Source organism: Nocardia sp. NPDC058666 (assembly GCF_042714895.1).
Lineage (GTDB): Bacteria > Actinomycetota > Actinomycetes > Mycobacteriales > Mycobacteriaceae > Nocardia.
On sequence record NZ_JBHXRY010000006.1, the window covers coordinates 238,083 to 261,460 of the forward strand.

Annotated in this window: 19 protein-coding genes; 5 read left to right on the forward strand and 14 right to left on the reverse strand. The window is 67.6% G+C overall.

Annotated elements, in window-relative coordinates:
* Nucleotides 1–14: 14 nt before the first annotated feature.
* The 5 genes from ACFWVD_RS17215 to ACFWVD_RS17235 are packed head-to-tail and all read right to left on the reverse strand — an operon-like array spanning nt 15 to nt 7,687.
* Nucleotides 15–1,175: an acyl-CoA dehydrogenase family protein gene (locus tag ACFWVD_RS17215; RefSeq protein WP_379243762.1), complete on the reverse strand. Its 1,161-nt coding sequence runs from the start codon at nt 1,173–1,175 to the stop codon at nt 15–17.
* On the reverse strand, nt 1,172–3,193 hold the full coding sequence (locus tag ACFWVD_RS17220) for an acetyl/propionyl/methylcrotonyl-CoA carboxylase subunit alpha (RefSeq protein WP_379243955.1): 2,022 nt from the start codon (nt 3,191–3,193) through the stop codon (nt 1,172–1,174). Before ACFWVD_RS17220 ends, ACFWVD_RS17215 begins: the two co-directional genes overlap by 4 nt.
* Nucleotides 3,194–3,228: 35 nt before the next feature.
* Nucleotides 3,229–4,827, reverse strand: a complete 1,599-nt coding sequence (locus ACFWVD_RS17225; protein WP_379243764.1) for an acyl-CoA carboxylase subunit beta — start codon at nt 4,825–4,827, stop codon at nt 3,229–3,231.
* Nucleotides 4,824–5,975, reverse strand: coding sequence for an acyl-CoA dehydrogenase family protein (locus ACFWVD_RS17230; protein ID WP_379243766.1), 1,152 nt, complete (start codon nt 5,973–5,975; stop codon nt 4,824–4,826). Before ACFWVD_RS17230 ends, ACFWVD_RS17225 begins: the two co-directional genes overlap by 4 nt.
* Entirely contained in the window at nt 5,972–7,687 is a 1,716-nt protein-coding gene (locus tag ACFWVD_RS17235) for an acyclic terpene utilization AtuA family protein (protein ID WP_379243768.1), read from the reverse strand. Before ACFWVD_RS17235 ends, ACFWVD_RS17230 begins: the two co-directional genes overlap by 4 nt.
* An 85-nt stretch (nt 7,688–7,772) precedes the next feature.
* On the opposite strand from ACFWVD_RS17235, the gene ACFWVD_RS17240 reads away from it, so the two are divergent.
* A complete protein-coding gene (locus ACFWVD_RS17240; protein WP_379243770.1) occupies nt 7,773–7,916 on the forward strand; it encodes a hypothetical protein in 144 nt (47 codons plus the stop codon).
* 46 nt (nt 7,917–7,962) lie between these two features.
* On the opposite strand, the gene ACFWVD_RS17245 is transcribed toward ACFWVD_RS17240, so the two are convergent.
* The 6 genes from ACFWVD_RS17245 to thiO all read right to left on the reverse strand — a co-directional run bounded on the left by ACFWVD_RS17245 (nt 7,963) and on the right by thiO (nt 12,747).
* Entirely contained in the window at nt 7,963–8,808 is an 846-nt protein-coding gene (locus tag ACFWVD_RS17245; RefSeq protein WP_379243957.1) for an adenylate/guanylate cyclase domain-containing protein, read from the reverse strand.
* A gap of 136 nt (nt 8,809–8,944) precedes the next feature.
* Complete coding sequence (locus tag ACFWVD_RS17250; protein WP_379243772.1) at nt 8,945–9,706, reverse strand: ABC transporter permease; 762 nt, start codon at nt 9,704–9,706, stop codon at nt 8,945–8,947.
* Nucleotides 9,706–10,638 (reverse strand): ABC transporter ATP-binding protein, encoded by a 933-nt coding sequence (locus tag ACFWVD_RS17255; protein WP_379243774.1) that lies wholly within the window; start codon nt 10,636–10,638, stop codon nt 9,706–9,708. Before ACFWVD_RS17255 ends, ACFWVD_RS17250 begins: the two co-directional genes overlap by 1 nt.
* 84 nt (nt 10,639–10,722) lie before the next feature.
* Nucleotides 10,723–11,478 carry a thiazole synthase gene (locus ACFWVD_RS17260; RefSeq protein ID WP_379243776.1) on the reverse strand — a complete coding sequence of 252 codons (756 nt, stop codon included), beginning with the start codon at nt 11,476–11,478 and terminating at the stop codon, nt 10,723–10,725.
* Nucleotides 11,471–11,680: a sulfur carrier protein ThiS gene (gene thiS / locus ACFWVD_RS17265; protein WP_379243778.1), complete on the reverse strand. Its 210-nt coding sequence runs from the start codon at nt 11,678–11,680 to the stop codon at nt 11,471–11,473. Before thiS ends, ACFWVD_RS17260 begins: the two co-directional genes overlap by 8 nt.
* Nucleotides 11,677–12,747: a glycine oxidase ThiO gene (thiO, locus tag ACFWVD_RS17270; protein ID WP_379243959.1), complete on the reverse strand. Its 1,071-nt coding sequence runs from the start codon at nt 12,745–12,747 to the stop codon at nt 11,677–11,679. The genes thiS and thiO overlap by 4 nt, the downstream gene beginning before the upstream one ends.
* A gap of 205 nt (nt 12,748–12,952) precedes the next feature.
* Here thiO and thiE point away from each other — a divergent pair, with 205 nt between their 5' ends.
* Nucleotides 12,953–13,651 carry a thiamine phosphate synthase gene (thiE, locus tag ACFWVD_RS17275; RefSeq protein WP_379243780.1) on the forward strand — a complete coding sequence of 233 codons (699 nt, stop codon included), beginning with the start codon at nt 12,953–12,955 and terminating at the stop codon, nt 13,649–13,651.
* Nucleotides 13,652–13,838: 187 nt separating this feature from the next.
* Here the strand turns inward: thiE and ACFWVD_RS17280 are convergent, their stop codons facing one another.
* Nucleotides 13,839–14,465: an NUDIX domain-containing protein gene (locus ACFWVD_RS17280; RefSeq protein WP_379243782.1), complete on the reverse strand. Its 627-nt coding sequence runs from the start codon at nt 14,463–14,465 to the stop codon at nt 13,839–13,841.
* 129 nt (nt 14,466–14,594) lie between these two features.
* Here ACFWVD_RS17280 and ACFWVD_RS17285 point away from each other — a divergent pair, with 129 nt between their 5' ends.
* The 3 genes from ACFWVD_RS17285 (at nt 14,595) to ACFWVD_RS17295 (ending at nt 19,955) form a co-directional block, all read left to right on the forward strand.
* A complete protein-coding gene (locus tag ACFWVD_RS17285; protein WP_379243784.1) occupies nt 14,595–16,076 on the forward strand; it encodes a hypothetical protein in 1,482 nt (493 codons plus the stop codon).
* Complete coding sequence (locus ACFWVD_RS17290; RefSeq protein WP_379243786.1) at nt 16,073–17,023, forward strand: glutamate ABC transporter substrate-binding protein; 951 nt, start codon at nt 16,073–16,075, stop codon at nt 17,021–17,023. The genes ACFWVD_RS17285 and ACFWVD_RS17290 overlap by 4 nt, the downstream gene beginning before the upstream one ends.
* Before the next feature lie 193 nt (nt 17,024–17,216).
* Nucleotides 17,217–19,955, forward strand: a complete 2,739-nt coding sequence (locus ACFWVD_RS17295) for a tetratricopeptide repeat protein (protein WP_379243788.1) — start codon at nt 17,217–17,219, stop codon at nt 19,953–19,955.
* 3 nt (nt 19,956–19,958) lie between these two features.
* Here the strand turns inward: ACFWVD_RS17295 and ACFWVD_RS17300 are convergent, their stop codons facing one another.
* Together ACFWVD_RS17300 and pta are read right to left on the reverse strand one after the other, a co-directional pair.
* Nucleotides 19,959–21,158: an acetate kinase gene (locus ACFWVD_RS17300; RefSeq protein ID WP_379243790.1), complete on the reverse strand. Its 1,200-nt coding sequence runs from the start codon at nt 21,156–21,158 to the stop codon at nt 19,959–19,961.
* Nucleotides 21,155–23,233, reverse strand: coding sequence for a phosphate acetyltransferase (gene pta / locus ACFWVD_RS17305; RefSeq protein WP_379243792.1), 2,079 nt, complete (start codon nt 23,231–23,233; stop codon nt 21,155–21,157). The genes ACFWVD_RS17300 and pta overlap by 4 nt, the downstream gene beginning before the upstream one ends.
* Nucleotides 23,234–23,378 lie beyond the last annotated feature (145 nt).

A 23,378-nucleotide genomic window follows, 5' to 3' on the forward strand; every position in this document is an offset into this window, starting at 1 on the left:
GCAAACACCTTGTCTCAGTATGACTTCGGCAGACCCAGCGAGTGCTGGGCGACGAAGTTGAGGATCATTTCCCGGCTGACCGGAGCGACGCGCATGATGCGCGCGGCGCCCAGCATCCCCGCGAGCCCGACCTCGGCGGTCAGACCTGAACCACCGTGCGTCTGAATCGCCTGGTCCAACGCCTTGATCGATGCCTCGGCACCCGCGTACTTGGCCATGTTCGCGGCCTCGGCGGCACCGAATTCGTCGCCCGCGTCGTAGAGCACCGCGGCCTTCTGCATCATCAACCGAGCCAGTTCCAGTTCGATCTTCACCTGGGCAAGGGGATGCGAAATGCCCTGGTGCGCACCGATCGGCGTCTTCCACACCTCGCGTTCCTTGGCGTATTCGACCGCGCGGTCCAGTGCGTAGCGGCCGATCCCGATGCCCATCGCCGAGCCCATGATGCGCTCGGGGTTCAGGCCCGCGAACAGCTGCGCGATCGCCGCGTCCTCGGCGCCGACCAGCGCGTCGGCGGGCAGTCGGACATCGTCGAGGAACAGCGTGAACTGGTGGTCCGGCTCGATGAAGTCCATGTCCTGGACCGTCTTGTTGAAACCGGGGGCGTCGGTGGGGACGATGAACAGCGCGGGCTTGAGCTTGCCGGTCTTGTGGTCCTCGGTGCGCGACACGATCAGCACCGCGTCGGCCTGGTCCACGCCGGAGATGAAGATCTTGCGGCCGTTGAGGATCCAGTCGCTGCCGTCGCGGCGGGCGGTGGTGGTGATCTTGTGCGAGTTGGAGCCCGCGTCGGGTTCGGTGATGCCGAACGCCATGATCTTGGTGCCGTCGGCGATGCCCGGCAGCCACTGCTGCTTCTGCTCATCGGTGCCGTACTTGGCGATGATGGTGCCGCAGATGGCCGGGGACACGACCATCAGCAGCAGGCCCGCGCCCTGGGTGGCGAGCTCCTCGAGCACCAGCGAGAGCTCGTAGATGCCCGCACCGCCGCCGCCGTATTCCTCGGGCAGGTTCACGCCGATGAAGCCGAGCTTGCCCGCCTCGGCCCACAGCTCGCTGAGCGGCTCGTTCGCCTTGGCCTTGGGCCGCACGTAGTCGCGGTAGTTGTACTTGGCCGCCAGCGACGAGACCGCCGCGCGCAGCGCCTTCTGCTCTTCGGTTTCGATGAAGCTCACGATGTCTGCTCCTGCTCTTCGTCCTCGACCACGGCGAGGATGGCTCCGACCTCGACCTGCTGGCCGACTGTCACGTTCAACGCACTGAGAATGCCGGTGGCGGGGGCGGCGATGGTGTGTTCCATCTTCATCGCCTCGAGCCACAGGATGGGCTGGCCCTGCTTCACGTGATCCCCTTCGGCGGCACCGAGGCGGATCACGCTGCCGGGCATCGGCGCGAGCAGCGAACCGGCCGCGATCTGCTCGGACGGGTCGGTGAAGCGCGGCAGGCGGCGTACGGATACCGGGCCGAGCGGGGAGTCGATCGCGACGAGGTCGCCGTAGCGGGCGATCTCGAATTGCCTACGGACAGTGCCACGTTCGCCGGGCACGCCGAGCACGACGCGATCGGGCGTGACCGAGATCAGCTCGAGGCCGTCGTGGCCTTCGACCGCGATTCCGGTGCGGGTGAAGCGGTACCGCACCTCGTGGGTGCCGGTGGTGCGGCTGTCGTAGGACTTGGTCTGCGGCTGTGAGGGTAGGTTGCGCCAACCGCTGGGGGTCAGACCTGCCAGTCGCGAGGTGGTGCGGTTGGCTGCCGAATCCGCCAGTGCCGCAGCGATAATCGACAGCGCCTCGTCGGCTTCCGAGACCAGCGGCGCGCTCAGCACAGCCAGATCGTGCGTGGCGAAAAAGGCCGTGTCGGTGTCACCGGCCAGGAACGCCGGGTGGCGCAGCACCCGCACGAGCAGGTCGCGGTTGGTGACCAGGCCGTGGATCTTGGCGCGCTGCAACGCGGTGGCGAGCAGATGCGCTGCCTCCGCGCGGGTTTCGGCGTAGGAGATCACCTTGGCCAGCATCGGGTCGTAGTGCACGCCGACCAGCGAGCCGTCGACAACGCCGGTGTCCAGACGGACGCCCGGCTGTTCCAGGACCGTGAATTCACCTGCGGTGAAGGGGATCTCGATCTTGTGCACCGGACCGCTCTGCGGCTGCCAATCGTGCGAGGGGTCCTCGGCATAGAGGCGGACCTCGATCGAATGACCGCGCTGCGCGGGCTGGGTCGCGGGCAGCGGCAGACCCGAGGCCACCTGCAACTGCAGGCGGACCAGGTCGAGGCCGGTGGTCTGCTCGGTGACCGGATGTTCCACCTGCAGCCGGGTATTCATCTCCAGGAAGAAGAAGTCGCCCTTCTCGTCGGCCAGGAACTCGACGGTGCCCGCACCCTCGTAACCGATCGCCTCGGCAGCCAGACGCGCCGCCTCGAACAGCCGGTCGCGCATGCCGTCGATCTTCTCGACCAGCGGCGACGGAGCTTCCTCGACGACCTTCTGATGGCGCCGCTGGATCGAGCACTCACGCTCGCCGACGGCCCAGGTCTTGCCGAAAGTGTCCGACATGACCTGCACTTCGATGTGACGACCGGTTTCGAGGTACCGCTCGCAGAACACCGTCGGATCGCCGAAGGCCGACTCGGCCTCACGCTGCGCACCGGCGATCTGGTCCTGCAGTTCGGCCAGGTCGCGCACGACGCGCATACCGCGACCACCACCACCGGCGGAGGCCTTGATCAGCACGGGCAGGTGCGCGTCGGTGACCTCGGCCGGGTCCAGCTCGGCGAGGACGGGCACACCGGCGGCGTCCATCATCTTCTTGGACTCGACCTTGGAGCCCATCTGCTCGATCGCGGCGACCGGCGGACCGATCCACACCAGACCGGCATCGAGCACCGCGCGCGCGAATTCGGCGTTCTCGGAAAGGAATCCGTAGCCGGGGTGGATCGCGTCGGCACCAGCCGACAGTGCAGCCTCGATGATCAGCTCGCCACGCAGGTAGGTCTCGGCGGGCGTGTTTCCGGGCAGCCGGATGGCGGCGTCGGCCTCGGACACGTGCGGCGACGCGGCGTCAGCATCGGAATACACCGCGGTGGTGCCAATGCCCATCCGACGGCAAGTGGCGAACACGCGCCGCGCGATCTCACCACGGTTGGCAACAAGAACATTCGTAAGCCCGCCCGTCACCCGGCCGCCACCCCCCATGGAATCGCTTCGCGATGCTGTAGTCATTTCGCGCCTCACATTCGGAAGACGCCGAAGCCCTCGGCGCCCTTGATCGGGGCTGTGTGAATGGCGGAGAGAGCCATTCCCAGCACGGTGCGGGTGTCGCGGGGGTCGATGATGCCGTCGTCGAAAAGCCTGCCCGACAGGAACATCGGCATGGCCTCGGCTTCGATCTGCGCCTCGACCATCGCGGCGAGACCGGCGGCGCCTTCCTCGTCGAAGGGCAGGCCCTTGGACTCGGCCGCGCCACGCTGCACGATGGTGATGACACCGGCCAGCTGCGCGCCACCCATGACGGCGGACTTGGCGCTGGGCCAGGCGAACAGGAAGCGCGGGTTGAACGCGCGCCCGCACATGCCGTAGTGCCCGGCACCGTAGGAGGCGCCGACCAGCAGCGAGATGTGCGGCACCTTCGAGTTGGCGACCGCGTTGATCATCATCGCGCCGTGCTTGATGATGCCGCCGTGCTCGTACTCCTTGCCGACCATGTACCCAGTCGTGTTGTGCAGGAACAACAGTGGGGTGTTCTTCTTGTTGGCCAGCTGGATGAACTGAGTGGCCTTCTGCGATTCCTCGGAGAACAGCACGCCGCGCGCGTTGGCGAGGATGCCGATCGGGTAGCCGTTGATCTCGGCCCAGCCGGTGACCAAAGAGGAACCGTAGAGCGGCTTGAACTCGTCGAAGTCGGAGCCGTCGACCACGCGGGCGATGACCTCGCGCGGATCGAACGGGATCTTCAGGTCCGAGGGGACGATGCCGAGCAGTTCCTCGGGATCGTAGAGCGGCGAGATCACCTCGGCGCGCGGCTCGGGGCCCTGCTTCTTCCAGTTCAGGCGGCGAACTATATTGCGGCCCAGGCGGATCGCGTCCTGCTCGTCGGCGGCGAGGTAGTCGGCCAGACCCGAAGTGCGGGCGTGCATTTCGGCGCCACCGAGGGTCTCGTCGTCGGAGTCCTCACCGGTGGCCATCTTCACCAGCGGCGGGCCCGCGAGGAACACCTTGGCGCCACCGTTGACCATCACCACGTAGTCGGACATGCCGGGGATGTAGGCACCACCGGCGGTCGAATTGCCGAAAACCAAAGAGATGGTGGGGATTCCGGCGGCGGAGGCCTGGGTGAGGTCGCGGAACATCGCGCCACCCGGGATGAAGACTTCCTTCTGCGTCGGCAGATCCGCACCGGCGGACTCGACCAGCGAGATCACCGGAAGCCGGTTCTCCCTGATGATCTCGTTGATCCGGAACTGCTTGCGCAACGTCCACGGGTTCGAGGCGCCACCGCGCACAGTGGGATCGGGCGCGACGATCATGCACTCGACGCCTTCGACGAGGCCGATACCGGCGATCGTCGACGCGCCGACCTGAAAGTCGCTGCCCCACGCGGCAAGCGGGCACAGTTCCAGGAACGGCGAGTCCTCGTCGAGCAGCAGTTCGATGCGCTCACGCGCGGTCAGCTTGCCGCGCTTGTGGTGGCGCGCCACCTTGTCGGGGCCACCGCCGCCGATGGCCTTGGCGAACTCGGTTTCGACCTCGGCGAGCTTGGTCTGCATCGCCTCGGCTGCTGCCGCGTACTCGGGCGAGGCCGGGTCGAGAACGGAACGGAAGGTGGTCATGCTTGGTACCCCAATACTTTCGACGCCAGCATGGTCAGGATTTCGTTGGTGCCGCCACCGATGCCGATGATGCGCACGTCGCGGTAGATGCGTTCGACCTCGGCCTCACGCATGTAGCCCATTCCGCCGTGCAGCTGCACGGCCTGGTTGGCCACCCATTCGGCGGTCTCGACGGCGTTGTTCTTGGCGAAGCAGACCTGAGCGATGAGGTTTTCCTCGCCTGCCACGTAGCGTTCGACCAGCGCGCGGGTGTAGGTGCGCGAGATGTCGACGCGCTGAGCCATATCGGTCAGCGTCATCTGCACCTTCTGGCGGCTGATCAGCGGACGACCGAACGTCTCGCGATCGCGGCACCACTGCACGGTGAGATCCAGGGCGCGCTGGGCGAGCGAATACGCCTGCACCGCAAGGCCTACGCGCTCGCTGACGAACGCTGCGGCAATCTGTGCGAAGCCGCTGTTCTCGGCGCCGACCAGGTTCGTGGCGGGCACCCGAACGTCCACATAGGACAGTTCGGCGGTGTCGGAAGCCAGCCAGCCCATCTTCTCCAGCTTGCGGCTGACGGTGAAGCCGGGCGTGTCCTTCGGCACCAGGATCAGCGAAACACCCGCCGCGCCAGGGCCACCCGTGCGAACCGCGGTGACGACGAAGTCGGCGCGGCAGCCCGAGGTGATGAACGTCTTGGCTCCGTTGATGATGAAGTCCTCACCGTCGCGCACGGCGGTGGTGGTGAGGTGGCCGACATCGGAACCGCCGCCGGGCTCGGTGATGGCCAGCGAGCCGATCAGGTCACCGGCCAGCGTGGGCTTGGCCCACTGGTCGATCTGGGCCTGGTTGCCCGAGGCGATCATGTGCGGCAACGCGATTCCACAGGTGAGCAGCGAAGCCCACAGGCCACCGGAACCACCGGCGACGTGGATCTCCTCGCCCGCGATCACCGAGTCGATCGCATTGCCGCCCTCGCCACCGGCCGACTCCGGGTACTCGAGACCGAGCAGGCCGATCTTGCCTGCCTTCTTGTGCAGTTCACGCGGCAGCTCGCCGGCGCGTTCCCAGGCGTCGAGGTCGGGCAGGATTTCCCGCTCGACGAACCCACGCACGGTGGCGCGCAGTTCTTTTCGTTCCGGCGTTTCCCAAACAGACGTCATGCGAGCAGCTCCGTCGGCATATCGATGTGGCGGGAGCGCAGCCATTCGCCGAGCCCCTTAGCCTGCGGGTCGAAACGTGCCTGGTAGGCGACGCCCTTGCCGAGCAGGCCGGTGATGATGAAGTTGACCGCGCGCAGGTTGGGCAGCACGTGGCGGGTGACGGTCAGTTCGGCCGTCTCGGGGAGAAGTTCCTGCAGCTTGTCGACCGTGAGGGTGTGCACCAACCACCGCCATTGCTGGTCGGTGCGCACCCAGACGCCGATATTGGCGTCCCCGCCCTTGTCGCCGCTGCGGGCGAGGGCGATCGTGCCGAGCGGGACTCGGCGGGTCTCGGAGGGAGGAAGGTCATCCGGCAGCACGGGCTCCGAAACTGATTCGAGTCCAGCGGTTTCCGTAGCGGGGGCGATATCTACACGGGTGCCGTCGGCCAGGACGGCGATGTGCGGAACCTCGTGGATGTCGACGAAGCCGGGCGTGAAGACGCCGTAGGGCGAACCGTTTCCGGGCATCGCGGTGAAGCTGGCGCCGGGATAGCTGGCCAGCGCCAATTCCACTGCGACACTGGAGAATCCGCGACCGACCTTGTTCGGATCGGAGTCGCGCACCACGCAGCGCAGAATGGCGCTGGCCTGCTCCTCGGTGTCGGCATCGGGGCGATCCAGACGGGCCAGCGTCCAGGTCATCTCGGCGGGCTTGTCCGGCAGCCAGGCTTCCAGCTGTCGTTGCGCCAGTGTGGCTTTCGCCTCGATGTCCAGTCCGGTGAGGATGAACGCCATCTCGTTGCGGAAACCGCCGAGGGTGTTCAGCGAGACCTTGAGCTGCGGCGGCGGCGCCTCACCGGTGACGCCGCTGATCAGGACGCGGTCCTTGCCCTCCTGGGTCACCGTGATGGTGTCCAGGCGGGTGGTGACGTCGGGTCCGGCGTAGCGCGCGCCCTGGATCTCGTACATGAGCTGGGCTTCGACGGTGTCGACGGTGACCGCGCCGCCGGTGCCGTCATGCTTGGTGATCACGCAGGAACCGTCGCGCCGGATCTCCGCGATCGGGAAGCCGGGGCGGCCGATGTCGCCGAGTTCGGTGAAGAAGGCGAAGTTGCCGCCGGTGGCCTGGGTGCTGCACTCGATCACGTGACCGGCGACGACCGCGCCCGCCAGTGCGTCGTAATCGGTTCGCGCCCAACCGAAGTGGGCAGCTGCGGGGCCGACGATCACGGAAGCGTCGGTGACTCGGCCGGTGACGACGATGTCGGCGCCGGAATTCAGGCACTCGACGATCCCCCACGCGCCCAGGTAGGCGTTCGCGGTGAGCGGCTGCCCGAGATCGAGCTCGGCGGCCCGCGCGACCAGATCGTCGCCTTCGACATGCGCGATCTTGACGTCGAGTCCGAGTTCGGCGGCGACCTTGCGCAACTGCTCGGCCAGCCCGGCCGGATTCAGCCCGCCCGCATTGGTGACGATCTGGACGTTCTTCTCGAGGGCCAGCCCGAGACAGTCCTTGATCTGCTTCACGAACGTCTTCGCGTAGCCCAGGCTGGGGTCCTTCATCCGGTCGCGGCCCAGGATCAGCATGGTGAGTTCGGCGAGATAATCGCCGGTCAGCACGTCGAGCTCGCCGCCTTCCAGCATCTCGCGCATCGCGCTGAGCCGGTCACCGTAGAACCCCGAACAATTCCCGATCCGGATCAGGTCCGGGTCTGCGGAGAGAGCACTCATGGCACCCAGGATCGCAGCGCTTCAGAAAAAAAGCAAGCATGCGTGCTTGTTAATTGCGGGCAATCGACCAGGCAAGATGGAACCCATGCTGTCAGTGCTGCTCTTCGCCCTCGCCGGATTCATGCTCGGCGGCGCGTACACGACCTGGAAGAACAACCGCGCGATGTCGGTCGGGTTGATCGTGGCCGCCGTGCTCGCGGGCCTGGGCGCCTGGCTCTGGCTCGAGTAGGCCGGGGCAAGGCTGTTCACTTGAACAGGATCGACTGGCGAAGCGGTCAGCTCGCGGTGTTCAGTTTGAAGATTCGCACGTCTTCGGGGACGCCGTTGAGGGGTGCGGCCCAGAAGTTCCGCTTGTACGGTTTGACGGTAGCGCCCAGCTCATCGAGGGTTTCCGGGCGCAGGGCGGCCAGGGTGGTGCTGGACAGCATGGTGTTGCCGTTGCCGCCCGCCTCCATCATGCGGGCGGCGATATTGACGTCCACGCCCAGCCAGTCGCCGCCGATTTCGCGGGGGGAACCGGTGTGCAGGCCGATGCGCATGCGGGGGGTGTAGCCGTCCACCTCGACGTCGGCGAGGTTGCGGCGCGCGGCCAGGGCGGCGCGGACGGCGCGGTCGGGTGAGGAGAACACCGCCATCAGGCCGTCGCCCATCCGCTTGACCACCTGACCACCACGCTCGACGATCGGCGGCTCGATCGCCTTGGCGACCTTGCGCAGCAGGTCCAGGGTGCGTTCGTCGCCCGCTGACAGCGACCAGCTGGAGAAGGCCACCAGGTCGGTGAACACGATGGTCACCTCCTCGGTGCCACGGCCGCGACCGATCCGCTCGAGGCCGGCCTGCCACACCTGCAGGGCACCGAAACCGATTTCCCTGGCGGCGGTGGGGGCGCCACCGGCGATCTTCTCCGCGGCCCGCGCCACCGCGCGAGCGCCGCCGGGACCGCTCACCGAGAGCGGATCGCCGAACGACGGGTCGCCCGGCAGCTGTTGGCGGGCTTTGCGCAGGGCACCGATCACATCGGCGCGCCGGTTGGCGGCCTGCAACTTCGACGAGATCTGGGCGCGCTTCTTGCTTGCGCGCGCACCGTTGGTTTCGGCGGGTTCACTCACGATCGGCTCCAACGGGATGAACGCCTCCGCGTCAGACCGCGGATTCACCCCGCCAGAAGGCGTTTCACTCACGGCCCCGAGGATATCCCACCGGAACAGAACCGCCGGTCCGCTGCAGGTGTGCAACGAACCGGCGGTCCCGGATTTGTCAGGCGTCGCGGCGGTTGACTACCACCAGCGCGCCGGCGAACACGATCGCCACGAAGGCGGCGAAGTAGATCAGGCTGCCCCAGACTCCCCAGTGCCAGTCGCCCCGAACCACCTGATCGTTGAGGAAGCGGTTCATGTTCGCGAAGGGCAGGAACGGGGTGACCGTGCGGCCGAAGCTGCCGAACGCGCCAAGCAGGGTTTCGATCAGCAGCGGCCACAGGATCAGCAGCGAGATCGCCGCCGCCGACTGGCGCACCAGCACGCCGACCGCCACGGCCAGCACCACGCACAGCACGGCGTAGATCGGCAGGCCGTAGATGGCTCGCCAGTTGCCTTCCAGGACCAGGCCCGGCGCGTTGTCACCGGCGATCGCCTTCGCCACCACGAACGCGAGCAGTGCGAGGATGCCGGTGAGCACGGCCGAATAGGCCCCGACCAGTGCCGTCTTGGACAGGATGACCTTCGACCGGTTCGGCACCGCGAGGAAACTGGAACGGATGACGCCGAAGCGGTATTCGCTGGTCACCGACAGTGCGGCCATGATCATCAGGACCATCACGCCGAAACCGGAGATGCCCGACACGGCCGTGCTCGGGGTGAGCGGCGGCGGGCCGTCGGCGGCATTGCCCGTCGAGTCGGCGTTGAGGACGAACGCCATCAGCACGGCGAAGCCGATGCCGAGGACGATGACCGCCACCGAGCACCACCACGGCGAACGGGTGGAGGTGAGTTTGATTCGTTCCGCTGCGAGCACGCCCATCAGAGCGCACCTCCCATCGCCTGGTCGAAGCTTTCACCGTGGTACTCCACGGCGCCGCCGGTCATCCGCATGAACGCTTCCTCGAGGGAGGCCTGCTGCGGTGCCAGCTCGTACAGCGTGACGTTGTTGGTGCCTGCCAGCTTGCCGACCTCGTCGGAGGTCACGCCCGCCACGATCAGCGCGGCGTCGCCGTCTTCCTTGACGGTCATGCCGTGCGAGGTGAGCAGGCTGCGCAGCTGGTCCAGTTGCGGGCTGCGCACGCGCACCGACTGTTCGGAGGCGCGGTCGATGAATTCCTTGGTGGTGCCGTCGAACATCAGCTGACCGCGGCCGATCACGATGAGCTGCTCGGCGGTCTGCGCCATCTCCGACAGCAGGTGGCTGGACACGAGCACCGTGCGACCCTCGGCGGCCAGGCGCTGCATGAACCGGCGGATCCACAGGATGCCCTCCGGGTCCAAGCCGTTGACCGGCTCGTCGAACAGCAGCACCTTCGGGTCACCCAGCAGCGCACCGGCGAGGCCGAGTCGCTGCGACATGCCGAGGGAGAAACCGCCCGCGTTCTTGTTCGCCACCTCCGACAGGCCGACCAGGCGCAAAACCTCTTCGACCCGGTCCTTCGGGATGTCGTTGGACGCGGCCAGCCACTCGAGATGCGCGCGCGCCGAACGGTTCGGGTGCACCCATTTCGCGTCCAGCAGCGCGCCCACCTGCGTCAACGGGCGGTCCAGATCCTGGTACAGCTGCCCGTCGATGAGCGCGGTGCCCGAGGTGGGTTTGTCCAGCCCCAGGATCATCCGCATGGTTGTCGATTTGCCGGCACCGTTGGGTCCGAGGAACCCCGTCACCAGTCCTGGACGGACGGAAAATGACAGGTCCTGCACCGCGACGGTCTGGCCGAATTGCTTCGTCAGGCCCTTCAGCTCGATCATGTGCCCAGCTTGCCCGACGAACGGCCGCGCGCGCGTCGCCGGGAAGTAGCGAGTCGGGTCATCCTCGAGGATGACCTTCGACCCTTAGAGGGATGGGGAAGAAGCCTGAGCCCAGAAACGCTTGGGGATGCGGCCCGCTCGTCTGGCCAGGTAGCCGGCCTGGACCGCCGCCGACATGGCCGAAGCCATGAGTTCGGGTTCCTTCGCCCTGGTCACCGCGGTGGCGAGCAGGACCGCCGAGCAGCCGAGTTCCATGGCGAGTGCCGCGTCGCTGGCGGTGCCGATGCCCGCGTCGAGGATGACGGGGACCGACGCTGCGGCAACGATCATTTCGATGTTGTGCGGGTTGCCGATGCCCAGACCCGTGCCGATCGGGGAACCCAGCGGCATGACCGCGGCGCAGCCCGCTTCCTCGAGGCGGCGGGCGAGGACGGGGTCGTCGGTGGTGTACGGCAGGACCACGAAACCGTCGTCGACGAGCTTTTCGGCGGCGTCGAGCAGTTCGAAGGGGTCCGGCAGCAGGGTGCGGTCGTCGGCGACCACCTCGAGTTTGACCCAGTTGGTTTCGAGGGCCTCGCGGGCCAGTTGGGCGGTGAGCACGGCTTCGGCGGCCGTGCGACAGCCCGCGGTGTTGGGCAGCAGGGTGATGTCCAGGCGCTTGAGCAGGTCGAGCACGCCCGTGCCGCCCGCCGCGTCGACCCTGCGCAGCGCGACGGTGGTGAGTTCGGTGCCCGACGCGATCAAGGCCTGTTCGAGCACGGCGAGATTCTCGGCGCCGCCGGTACCCATGATCAGGCGCGAACCGAAGACCTTGTCCGCGATGCGCAGGGGCTCAACCACCCTGGACCGCCGTGAGCACCTCGATGGTCCAGCCGCGTTCGACGGGTTCGTCCCAGCGCGACTTCGAGAAGACCGCGCCGTCGACCGCCAATGCCACACCCTGACAGGGCAATTCGAGTTTCGTCAGCAGCTCTCGGACGCTGAGCGGTTGCGCGAACTCGTGGTCGACACCGTTGACGGTGACGCCGATCGGGATGGTCATCGAACTCCTCCTGGGGACAGTGCTGGAAAACGTTGCGGGGAAGCAAGTTCGGCGATCGGTGAGACGGTGCCGTCGAGCAGTTGCGGGATCAAGGTGGCGGTCAGCGCGAGGGTGAGCATGCCGTTGCGGCCGTGGCCGGTGGCGGCGATTACCCGGTCGTCTAGGTGGCCCAGTAGGGGGAGGTTGTCGGGGGTTCCCGGCCTGGATCCCGCACTCGCTTCCGCCAGTTCGTATTCGGCGATGCCGGGCAGGATTGTTTCGGCGTCGGCGATCAGGTCGCGGACGCCGCCGACGGTGACAGTGGTGTCGAAGCCCGCCTCGTATTGTGTTGCACCGACGACGATTCCGTCTTCGCGGGGCACGAGATAGACCTGTCGGCCGTGGACTCGGGCGCGGATCACCCTGGTCGGCGGCGGCCTCACACCCGGCCGGTGACGCAAGCGGAGAATTTCACCCTTCACCGGACGAACCGGCAGGCCCGGCCACAGTTCGGCGGAGTGGGCGCCTGCCGCGAGGATGATCCGGTCATGCGGTAGATCATCCAGTGCGACAACAGTTTCCATGCGAATCTCGACGCCCGCGCAGGCTTTGTAGAGCGCCCTGAGCACGCGTCGGTTGTCGATGGCCGGTTCGGTTTTCGCATACAACGCCGCACGGACCGAGCGGGCGAGCGCGGGTTCCAACGCACGGACTTCCGCTCGCTCGAGGACCTGCAGCTGATGGCCGAAAGCCGCCAGCCAGCCCAAGACCATGTACAGGTTGTCGGCATCGGCGCTATCGAGGGCGGCAGTCAGTGTCTCGTCGGCCACGAACATCGATTCGCCCGAAATCTTCTGCAGGCTTTCCGCGAAGGCGGGCCACTGCTCCAGCGCGGCCGCACCGAAAGCGAGCACGCGATCCTCGCCGGGCCAGCCTTCCGACAGCGGTGCGAGCATTCCGCCGGCCACGTAGGAGGCGCCGAGGGCGGGTTCGGGGTCATAAACGGTGACAGTCCAGCCCGCCTCGGCCGCACGCCATGCGATCGCGAGTCCGACAGCACCACCGCCGACAACCGCCAGAGTCCGCATCACGTTCCTCACAGTATTTTTGGCGGCTGGTGCCGCGGGTTTTCGGCCTATTAACCTTGATCTTCCCTCCCTACGGGCACTCCTTCGTCGCACCCTTCGGTCAGTCCAGATCAAGGCGGCCGAAAACCGATACTTCGCCGCTTAACGCCGCAGTTCAGCCCTACGCCGCTCGCGTCTCCACGTTAGCGCGACTACCGTCGTGGTCGTGCAGCCCTCCCTTTCGAACCGTTCCGTCCCGCCGCGGGAGCGCCTGTCCAGCGCGCTGCTGTACCTGTGCACCGATGCGCGACGAGAGAAGGGCGATCTGGCCCGATTCGTCGACGCGGCGCTCGCGGGCGGGGTCGACATCGTGCAGCTGCGCGACAAAGGTTCGCCGGGCGAGGCCGAATTCGGGCCGATGGAAGCGAAGGCCGAGCTCGGTGCGCTCGCCGAGATCAAGGCCGCTACCCGGCGTCACGGGGCGTTGCTCGCGGTCAACGACCGTGCCGATATCGCGCTGGCGGCCGGTGCCGATGTGCTGCACCTGGGCCAAGGCGACCTTCCACCCGCGTACGCGCGCCGTGTCGTCGGCCCAGATGTTGTGATCGGCCGATCCACGCACAACCGCAACCAAGCCAGCTTGGCCGCCATCGACGGTCACCTCGATTACTTCTGCACCGGCCCGATCTGGACCACGCCCACCAAACCCGGCCGCCAGGCCGCGGGGATCGACTTTCTTCGGTCTACGACCGATTCCCACCCGACCCTGCCATGGTTCGCCATCGGCGGTGTCGACCTGCCGCGACTGCCCGAGGTACTGGCCGCCGGTGCTCGTCGCGTGGTCGTCGTTCGGGCGATCACTGCAGCGGCCGACCCTGAGGCCGCCGCCCGTGAGCTCAAGCAGGCATTGCTCGCCGCGAACTGATTTCGCTCGGCACACCTTCGGTCAGCGGCGATCGCAGCGGCAGACCGAACTCTCCGGCACCGAACTCACGACAGCGAACCCGCGACAGCGAATGGACCGGCGTAATCACCCAAAACGCCGTCGAAAAATCAGAAAACTGATTCCGCGAGGCCGAAGTGCGTGAATATGCCGGTCCTGCCCGATGTGCTCAGGCGAGAATGTCGGCGCGGGTGAGAACCAGGCCGTCTTCCGCGTCGAGAACCACGTCGATGCCGGGCCCGTCGACACGCGCGTGCAGCCAGAAGAAGCCCTGACCTGCGATTTCGACGGTACGAGGAAGGGCGGCGGCGAGCTCGTCGTCGACCAGCACGCGCAGCGGGACCGCGCGCAGGTCGACCCAGGCCAGGGCGAAACCGGGATGCAGTGGCAGGTCGGCGACCTCTTCCTCGGGAACCCAGGCCAGTTCGGAGCTTTCCCGGTTGGCGACCGTGGCCAGTGGGGTTTCGGCGTCGGCGATGACGGTGATGTAGGTCCAGCCGCTGGCCGCGGTCATGGTCAGGCGTTCGGCGCGCACGCGGAGGTCGCTGGCCGCGATGCCCGCTTCCTCCTCGGCTTCGCGGACGGCGGCGTGTTCGGGCGACTCGTGCGAATCCCTGGCACCGCCGGGCAACGCCCACGTCCCGCCCTGATGACTCCACAGCGCGCGATGCTGCAGCAGCACCGCCGACCCACCCCCTGGCAGCGGTGCGCGCAGCAGCAGTCCCGCGGCACCGAATTTGCCCCAGTGCTTGGACCCGTCGGGGCCCTTGAACCAGCCGTCTCCGTCGCCGCGCATCCCACACTCTTTCCTGTCGAGCAGCCGAGCAGCAACCACTTCGGGGGTCCGTGGGGGGCTGCACCACTGGCCAGACCACAATAAACTCCGCACCAGTAGTGGCGCGCGGACAACATCGGGAGGTGAGCGATGGTCGAACCGGGGAATCGCACTGCCCCCACGGAGGTCGCGGCCGTCCGAGTCCGCCCGTCTTCGCAGGCAGACACGGGTGCGGGGCCCGCCGAGACGGCGTCGGCCGCGCCGGTGTCGCCGCGTTGGGCACCGCTGCGTCGGCCGACCGCGCATCTCGAGCGGCCACCCGCGCCCGACGTCAGGGCGTTGCGCGCGCAGTTCCATCCGTCCCGTTTGCGTGGATTCGCGCAGTCTTCGCCGGGCCGACTGGTCGCTGCCGGACTTGTCCTGATGGTCTTATGTGTGACCGCCGGGTCGGTGACTTCGACGACGGTGAGCGAGCGCCAGCAAGCTCTGGGCGTACTGCTCGACGACACCGAACCCGACGCGCATTCGGCCAACCACCTCTACACCTCGCTGTCGATCGCCGACGCCGCCGCGGGCACCGCGTTCATCGCGGGCGGACTCGAACCCAAAGCCGTGCGCGACCGCTACACCCAGGCCATCGGCGAGGCCGCAGCGGAACTGGTCACCCAAGCCGGGCACATCTCCGACGCGGAGGCCGCCGACCCGTCGGGCGACGATCGTCGCCTGCGCACCGGCATCGCGACCGGACTGCCCGTGTACAGCGGGCTGATCGAGACCGCGCGGGTGAACAACCGCAACGGATATCCCGTCGGCGCGGCCTATCTCAGCGAGGCCTCGCATCAGATGCAAACCACGCTGCTGCCGATGGCCGAGGAACTGGAGGACCACCGGTTCGACGCGGTCACCGACGCGCAATACCGGCACGTGCAACCGCCGTGGACGGCGATCGTGCTGCTGATGGTGGCGCTGGCCGCGCTGATCTGGGTGCAGGTGCTGATGGCTCGCCGCTCACGCCGGTTCTTCAATATGGGGCTGCTGTTGGGTACCGGCGCGCTGGCGCTGACGTTGCTGTGGACGGTGGCCGCGGGGTCGGTGTCGGCGGTGGCGATGATTCGCTGCCGCGACGAGGGAGCGGTACCGTCGGCGCGACTGGCCGAGAGCCGAATCCTGGTGCAGCAGGCCAGATCCGCGGAAATGGTGAAGCTGGTGCGTCGCGACGCCACCGGCGACTACGACCGCACCTTCGATACCAATGCCGCGCGCCTGATCGAGCTGCTGGACGGCTACCCGTCCGACGCGCCCGCGCGCGACGAGGTGGCGCACGCACGCGCCGCGCTGACCCGTTGGCAGGCGGCGCATCAGCGCATGAACGACACACTCGAACGGGGCGATTTCATGGGTGCGGCCACCGTCGCGACCGGACCGAGCGCCGCGGATTCGGCCGCGCAGGTCGACGCGCTGGACCGCGCCTTGGACAAGGCGGGCTGGAAGACTCGAGAGACATTGCGCGACAACGTTTCTCAAGCGATCGGGGCGTTGTCGTTCCTCGGCCCCGGCGCGTTCGTGCTCGGCATTCTGGCCGCGGCGTGCGTGGTGCTGGGGCTGTGGCCGCGATTGCGGGAGTACCGATGAGGCGCGGGGTCGCGGCGCTGATGCTGGTGGGGCTGCTCGTCGGGTGTTCCGACAGCACGCCCGCACCGGTCGAGCGCGGCGTGTATTCCGAACCGCCGTTGCCCGCCAAGGCAATTCCGATCGGCACCGACACCCCCGTGCCCGCCGCCACCGGTGAACAGTGCGGCGACCCGACCGCGAGTCTGCGACCCAGCACCGCCGCCGGTCCGACCGTCGACGCCATTCGCGCGCGCGGCAGGCTGGTCGTGGGTCTGGACGCGGGCAGCAACCTGTTCAGCTTCCGCGATCCGCTCACCGGTCGCATCGTCGGCTTCGACGCCGACATCGCCAGGGAGATCGCGCGCGACCTGCTCGGCAACCCCGATTTGATCGAATACCGCAGTCTCGCTTCGGAAGAACGCGAGAAGGCACTGCAGCAGCACACGGTCGATCTGATCGCGAAAACGATGACGATCACCTGCGAGCGACGTCAGCGGGTGGCGTTCTCGACGGTGTACTTGCGCGCCGATCAGCGGGTGCTGGCGGTGAAGGGCTCCGGTATCGACGGCCTGGCCGACCTCGCGGGCAAGCGGGTGTGCGTCGCGCGCGGCACCACCTCGCTGGACCACATCCGCCGCGACCAACCCGCAGCCACCATCCTCACGGTGCCGACCTGGGCCGACTGCCTGGTGGTCCTGCAACAACGCCAGGTCGACGCGGTGAGCACCGACGACTCGATCCTGGCCGGCCTGGCCGCACAGGACCCCTACACCGAGATCGTCGGGGGCAGCATCAGCGCCGAACCGTACGGCATCGGCATCCCCAAGGGCGACGACGACCTGGTGCGATTCGTGAACTCCACCCTCGAACGCATCCGCAACGACGGCACCTGGACCCGCATCCACCGCCGCTGGCTCGCGGCCCTCGGCGACACCCCGAGCCCGCCCGCACCGAAGTACCAGGACTGACGGTATGAGCACGAAGCCTCCCAATGATGAAGCCGCGCAGGGCGATCCAGCCACCGGTGCTACACCGTCGACACACGACCCTGCCTTGCCCGAGCCTGACTTCCGCGACCCCGCATCGTACGAGTCAGCCGCGCACCACCCGGCGCCGCGCGAGCCCGCATCGCGCGAGCCGCAGCGTCGCCAGCCGACCCAGATGACTCAACGGCAGAAGCCGGGGTCGCTGCCCGGTGGGTGGACGCTGCCGCCCGATCCTGCCGACGACGAGACCCGGCCGCTGCCCAAACTCACCGCGGAGGCGGCGGCGGAGTTCGCACGGAAGCAGCCGTGGAGTCGCGACGAGACCCCGGCTACGGACGGGATGCGGCGTTCCACCCAGGGCGCTTCCGCATCTGAGCAACCAGGGAGCCTCCCGATTGCTCAGAATCCCTTGCCGAGGCCGGCCGCGGACGAACAGGTCGCCACGCAGCGTGCGACCCGGATGCCGATCGAAAGCGCACCGTTCGCTGCGACCGAGGCTGCTCAACGCCCCGGCACGGCTCAGCAACCCGAAAGCGGTACCTTCGCGCCGACCGAGGCTGCTCAACGGCCCGCCCAGCACCCCGAGAGCGCCACCTTCGCGCCAACCGAGGCGACTCAACGCCCCGGCGCGTTCGACGAGGGCGCAGCATTCGCCCCGACCGAGGCGGCTCAACGCCCGCCGAAGGCCGCCTCGCACGCGCTGACCGAGGCTGCTGAGCGGCCCGTTCCCACCGGACCCGAAGGGTGGGGTTCCACGCCGCAGACCGGGGTGAGCACCTCGCGATCGGGGCGCAGCGTGCGCACCGCGCGGTCGCGGCCCACGCGCCGGCTCGGGGCCGGGTTGGTGCCGATTCCGACGGTTACCCCGGCCGACCCGCGCGATGCTGTGCTCACGGATCCGATGGTGTCGGAGGGGCGACGGTTCTGCTGGCGGTGCACCAATCCGGTCGGCCGTTCGACGCCGGCCAAGGCTGCTTCCTCCAGCGGTGAATGCGAAACCTGTGGTGCCGCTTATGATTTCCGGCCGTCGCTGCACGAGGGCGATATGGTCGCGGGGCAGTACGAGATCCAGGGCTGCATCGCGCACGGTGGTCTCGGCTGGATCTACCTGGCGATCGACCGCAATGTCAGTGATCGGTGGGTGGTGCTCAAGGGTCTGCTGCACGCCGGTGACGCGGAGGCGCAGGCCGTGGCGGTGGCGGAGCGACAGTTCCTGGCCGAGGTGGCGCATCCCAGCATCGTCAAGATCCACAACTTCGTCGAGCACACCGCCAGCGACGGGTCCACCGGGTACATCGTGATGGAGTACGTGGGCGGCCAGTCGCTGCGTGACATCCTCGACGCCCGACCGCGCGGCGAGCAGATGCCGCTGGCCGAGGCGATCGCGTATGTGCTGGAAATCCTTCCCGCACTGGAACATCTGCATTCGATCGGCCTGACCTACAACGATCTCAAGCCCGACAATGTGATGGTCACCGAAGACCAGGTGAAGCTGATCGACCTCGGCGCGGTCGCCACCATCGACGCCTACGGAAACCTGTACGGCACCAAGGGTTTCCAAGCTCCTGAGATCGCCAAGACCGGGCCGACTCCCGCGTCCGATGTGTACACCGTCGGCCGGACCATCGCCGCACTCACCCTGGACCTGCCCAGCGAGCACGGCCGCTACCTCGACGGCATTCCCGATGACGAACCCCTGCTGGCCCGCTACGAGTTCTTTCACCGCTTCCTGCTCACCGCCACCGATCCTGATCCGGCGCAACGCTTTCCGTCGGCGCGGGCGATGTCGGCACAGCTGGCCGGTGTGCTGCGCGAAATCCTCGCGTACGACACAGGCACCGAACATCCACAGCTGTCCACAGTGTTCAGTCCACAGCGCACCAGCTTCGGCACCGAGGAACTGATCAGCCAAACCGACGCCTACCTCGACGGAGTCGGCCGCTCCCCCTTGTTGGACTCCCGCGATGTGGTTGCCGCACTGCCGATTCCGCTGATCGATCCGTCGGACCCCGCCGCCCCGCTACTGGCCGCGACCGCGAACCCCGAACCCGAACGCGTGCTCGAAGCCCTGCACGACTCCCGCGAACGAGCCGAAGCCGACCCCGACAACGCTCCCGAAACCCTCGCCGCGGAACTACTTTTCGCCGAGGCCAGGGCGCGGCTCGAACTGGGCGAATCGGCAGCGGTACTGCACATGCTCGAACGCGTCCCCGCCGACTCCGACTGGCGCACAGACTGGTTCACCGGACAAGCCGCCCTGCTGGAACTGGACTACGAGACGGCTTTCGCATCGTTCGAGGCCGTGCTACGGGTGCTGCCTGGCGAGATCGCACCCAAACTGGCACTGGCCGCCACCGCGGAACTCATTCTCCAACATTGGGATTCACCCGATCCAGAACAGTGGCGAAGCTTCGCACAACGCTATTACGACACCGTCTGGCGCACCGACCGCGCGGTAGTGAGCGCGGCCTTCGGCCTGGCCAGGCAGTTGGCCGTGGCAGGGCGAGTCGGCGAAGCGGTGCACGCCCTCGACGACGTGCCCGCTGCCTCCCGCCACTTCACCACCGCCCAGACGACGGCAATCCTGTTGCTGCTCACCAGTTCACCGGTTGCCGAGCTCGACGAACAGGTCCTGCGCCTGGCCGCCTCCCGCGCCCAGGCCATCGCCCCCGGCGAGCATCGAGCCACCCTCATGCGCACCCTGGTCCAGGGCAGCGCCTTGGCCTGGCTGCAGGCCGGGAACACGCCGAAACGCAAGGACGCCAAGCTGTTCGGCCGCGCCTTCAACGAACGCGAACTGCGCGACGGCACCGAAACGGGCCTGCGCTCGCTGGCCCGCAACGCCCCGGACCGCGACCACCGCTATGCCCTGGTGGACCTGGCCAACTCGCTGCGCCCGAAGTCCTGGTTCTGACCGTCAGGAACTGGCGACCAGCTTGTGGGCCGCGCGAGCGATGGCCAGTTCCTCGTTGGTCGGCACCACCAGCACCGTCACCGGTGCGAAATCCGGGGAGATGCGGCGGATGCCAGGGGTTCTGGTCTCGTTGCGCACCGGGTCGATCTCGATGCCCAGCGCCTGCAACCCCGCCAGCGCATCGGCACGCACCGCCGGACTGTTCTCGCCCACACCGGCGGTGAAGACGATGTCGTCGACGGTGCCCAGTTCCACCAGGTAGGCGCCCAGGTAGCGGCGAAGGCGGTGGATGTACACGTCGTAGGCGATCTTCGCCTGGGCGTCGCCGCCGTCGATGAGCTGCTGCAACTCACGGAAGTCGTTGACCCCCGACAGCCCCTTGATCCCGGAATTGCGGTTGAGCAGCTGCTCCACATCGCTGATGTCCAGGTCGGCCACCCGCATGAGATACGGCATCACGCCCGGATCCAGATCGCCTGGCCTGGTGCCCATCACCAGACCTTCCAGCGGGGTCATGCCCATGGTGGTGTCGATGGCGACCCCGCCCTGGATCGACGAGGCGGACGCGCCGTTGCCCAGATGGAACACGATCTGGTTCAGCTCTTCGGTCGGCCTGCCCAGGTACTCCGCGGCCTTCTCCGACACGTACTGGTGCGAGGTGCCGTGGAAGCCGTACTTGCGAATGCCGTGGGCCGCAGCGAGTTTCGCGTCGATGGCGTAGGTCTTGGCGGCGTCGGGCATCGTGTGGAAGAACGCGGTGTCGAAGACCGCGACCTCGGGCAGGCCGGGCAGCAGTTCCCTGGTGGACTCGATGCCGATCACATTGGCGGGATTGTGCAGCGGGGCCAGCACCGACAGTTCGTCGATCGCGTGCAGCACCTTGTCGTCGATCAGGGTCGGTTCCCAGAACACCTCGCCGCCGTGCACCACCCGGTGCCCGACCGCGCCGATGCCGATGGTGGTCAGGTCGAGGCCGGTTTCGCGGAACATCTCGAACGCGCGTGCCAGCCCGGCCTTGTGATCCGGGATCGCGCCGTCGAAAACGAGTTTGGCGGGTCCGGCTTCGTGCACGATCCGGCCGCCCTGCGCCTCGCCGATCTTCTCGACCAGGCCCGACGCCAGCACGTCGCCCGAGAGTGCGTGCAGCAGTTGATATTTGATCGACGAAGAGCCGCTGTTCAGAACCAGTACGAGATCGCTCACTTGGCATCTCCCTGCGCCTGGATGGCGGTGATCGCCACCGTGTTGACGATGTCGGCGACCAAGGCGCCGCGCGACAGATCGTTGACCGGCTTGCGCAGGCCCTGCAGCACCGGCCCGATCGCGACCGCACCCGCGCTGCGCTGCACCGCCTTGTACGTGTTGTTGCCGGTATTGAGGTCGGGGAACACGAAAACCGTTGCCTTGCCCGCGACTTCGGAATCGGGCAGTTTGGCGCTGGCCACGGCGGGCTCGATCGCCGCGTCGTACTGGATCGGGCCCTCCACCGGCAGTTTCGGTGCCCGCTCGCGCACGAGTTCGGTTGCGGCGCGGACCTTGTCGACATCGGCACCGGTCCCGGAAGCCCCGGTGGAGTACGACAGCATCGCCACCCGCGGTTCGATGCCGAACCGGGCCGCCGTGCCCGCCGAGGAGACGGCGATATCGGCCAGCTGCTCCGAACTCGGATCCGGCACCACCGCGCAATCGCCGTATGCGAGAACACGATCCGCCAGACACATCAGGAACACACTCGACACCGTCGACACGCCGGGCACGGTCTTGATGATCTCGAACGAGGGCCGGATCGTGTGCGCGGTGGTGTGCGCGGCACCGGAGACCATGCCGTCGGCGATCCCCTTGTAGACCATCATGGTGCCGAAATACGAGATGTCGGCCATGGTTTCGCGCGCACGCTCGAGCGTCATGCCCTTGTGTTTGCGCAATTCGGTGTACTCGGCGGCGAACTCGTCGAGGTAGCCCGACGTGCGCGGGTCGAGAACTTGCGCGGCGGCGATATCGACACCGAGCTCGGCGGCCCGCGCCCGGATGGAGGGCTCGTCACCGAGGATGGTGAGGTCGGCGATCTTGCGCTGCAGCACCCGGCCCGCCGCACGCAGGATGCGGTCGTCGTCGCCCTCGGGCAGCACGATGCGTTTGCGATCCGAGCGTGCGCGTTCGATCAGCCGGTACTCGAACATCTGCGGTGTCACGACCTCCGAAGCCGGAACTCGGATGCGCCGCAACAGTTCCGGCGCGTCGACCCGCTGTTCCATCAGCGCGAGCGCGGTGTCGACCTTGCCCGGGCTGCCCGCCCACATCCTGCCGCGCGTGCCGTGCACGGCGCTGGCGGTGTCGTAGGTGCCCAGCTCGGTGGCCAGGATCGGCAGCTTGGGATGCAGGCCTTCCATCAACCGTGCGATGGCGGGATGCGGACGCAAGCCGCCGTTCATGATCACGCCCGCCAGCGACGGGAAGCCTTCCGCCTCATGGGCATTCACCAGGCTGAGCAGCACGTCGGACCGGTCGCCCGGCGCGATCACCACCACGCCGTCGGACAGGCGTTCCAAAATGTGTTCCGCGGTCATGCCGCCGACCATGATGCGCAGCGCCTCACGCTGCAGCAATTCCGGGTCGCCACTGTAGATTTCGCCGTCGATCGCCGCGCACAGTTCGCCCATGGTCGGTGCCATCAGCAGCGGCACCTCGGGCAGCGTCCACGACGGAACGTCGAAGGTTGCCAGCGCCGTGGCGATTTCGTCCAACTCGTCGGGCGCGCAACGGTTGGCCACGATCGCGACCAGCTGGGCGTGTTCGGTGGCGAGCTCGCTGGCGCACAACTCGACCAGCTGTTTGACCTCGGTGGGCGTGCGGTCGGCGCCGCGCACCACCAGCAGTACCGGCGCGCCCAGGTTCACCGCGATCCGGGCGTTGAACCGCAGCTCGCTGGGGCTGGCGACGTCGGTGTAGTCGCTGCCCACGATCACCACCGCGTCACACGCCTTGGCCACGTCGTGGAACCGCATCACGATGTCGCTGATCGCGGCGGTGGGGTCGCGGTGCACGTCCTCGTAGGTGACGCCGATGGCCTGCTCGTAGCTGATGTCGGCGGTGCTGTGCTCGAGCAGCAGTTCGAGGATGTAGTCGGGTTCGTCGGCGGAGCGGGTGATCGGACGGAAGACGCCCACGCGGGCGGTGGTCGCGCACAGCATCCCCAACACACCCAGTGCGACCGTAGATTTTCCGGTGTCACCCTCCGGGGAGGCGATGTACACGGTGGACGGCGCTTGTTCGACCATGCAGCCGAGCTTAGTGAATCGCGGCGTCATAGTCCGCCGGAGCGACACTCAGCGCCCAGATCGGGGCCCTATCGGTCCGGCTATAGTCCGGCGGAGTGACAGTCAGTGCCCGGATTGGTGGCCTATCGATCGGGTTATAGTCCGG

Bases quoted from the DNA above. Each gene is read 5' to 3' on its own strand.
- ACFWVD_RS17235 (WP_379243768.1), bottom strand. From the start codon at position 7,687: ATGAGTGCTCTCTCCGCAGACCCGGACCTGATCCGGATCGGGAATTGT.
- ACFWVD_RS17220 (WP_379243955.1), bottom strand. From the start codon at position 3,193: ATGGGGGGTGGCGGCCGGGTGACGGGCGGGCTTACGAATGTTCTTGTT.
- thiS (WP_379243778.1), bottom strand. From the start codon at position 11,680: ATGACCATCCCGATCGGCGTCACCGTCAACGGTGTCGACCACGAGTTC.
- ACFWVD_RS17290 (WP_379243786.1), top strand. From the start codon at position 16,073: ATGAGGCGCGGGGTCGCGGCGCTGATGCTGGTGGGGCTGCTCGTCGGG.
- ACFWVD_RS17295 (WP_379243788.1), top strand. From the start codon at position 17,217: ATGACTCAACGGCAGAAGCCGGGGTCGCTGCCCGGTGGGTGGACGCTG.
- ACFWVD_RS17285 (WP_379243784.1), top strand. From the start codon at position 14,595: ATGGTCGAACCGGGGAATCGCACTGCCCCCACGGAGGTCGCGGCCGTC.
- thiO (WP_379243959.1), bottom strand. From the start codon at position 12,747: ATGCGGACTCTGGCGGTTGTCGGCGGTGGTGCTGTCGGACTCGCGATC.
- pta (WP_379243792.1), bottom strand. From the start codon at position 23,233: ATGGTCGAACAAGCGCCGTCCACCGTGTACATCGCCTCCCCGGAGGGT.
- ACFWVD_RS17250 (WP_379243772.1), bottom strand. From the start codon at position 9,706: ATGGGCGTGCTCGCAGCGGAACGAATCAAACTCACCTCCACCCGTTCG.
- ACFWVD_RS17240 (WP_379243770.1), top strand. From the start codon at position 7,773: ATGCTGTCAGTGCTGCTCTTCGCCCTCGCCGGATTCATGCTCGGCGGC.
- ACFWVD_RS17225 (WP_379243764.1), bottom strand. From the start codon at position 4,827: ATGACCACCTTCCGTTCCGTTCTCGACCCGGCCTCGCCCGAGTACGCG.
- ACFWVD_RS17255 (WP_379243774.1), bottom strand. From the start codon at position 10,638: ATGATCGAGCTGAAGGGCCTGACGAAGCAATTCGGCCAGACCGTCGCG.
- ACFWVD_RS17230 (WP_379243766.1), bottom strand. From the start codon at position 5,975: ATGACGTCTGTTTGGGAAACGCCGGAACGAAAAGAACTGCGCGCCACC.
- ACFWVD_RS17280 (WP_379243782.1), bottom strand. From the start codon at position 14,465: ATGCGCGGCGACGGAGACGGCTGGTTCAAGGGCCCCGACGGGTCCAAG.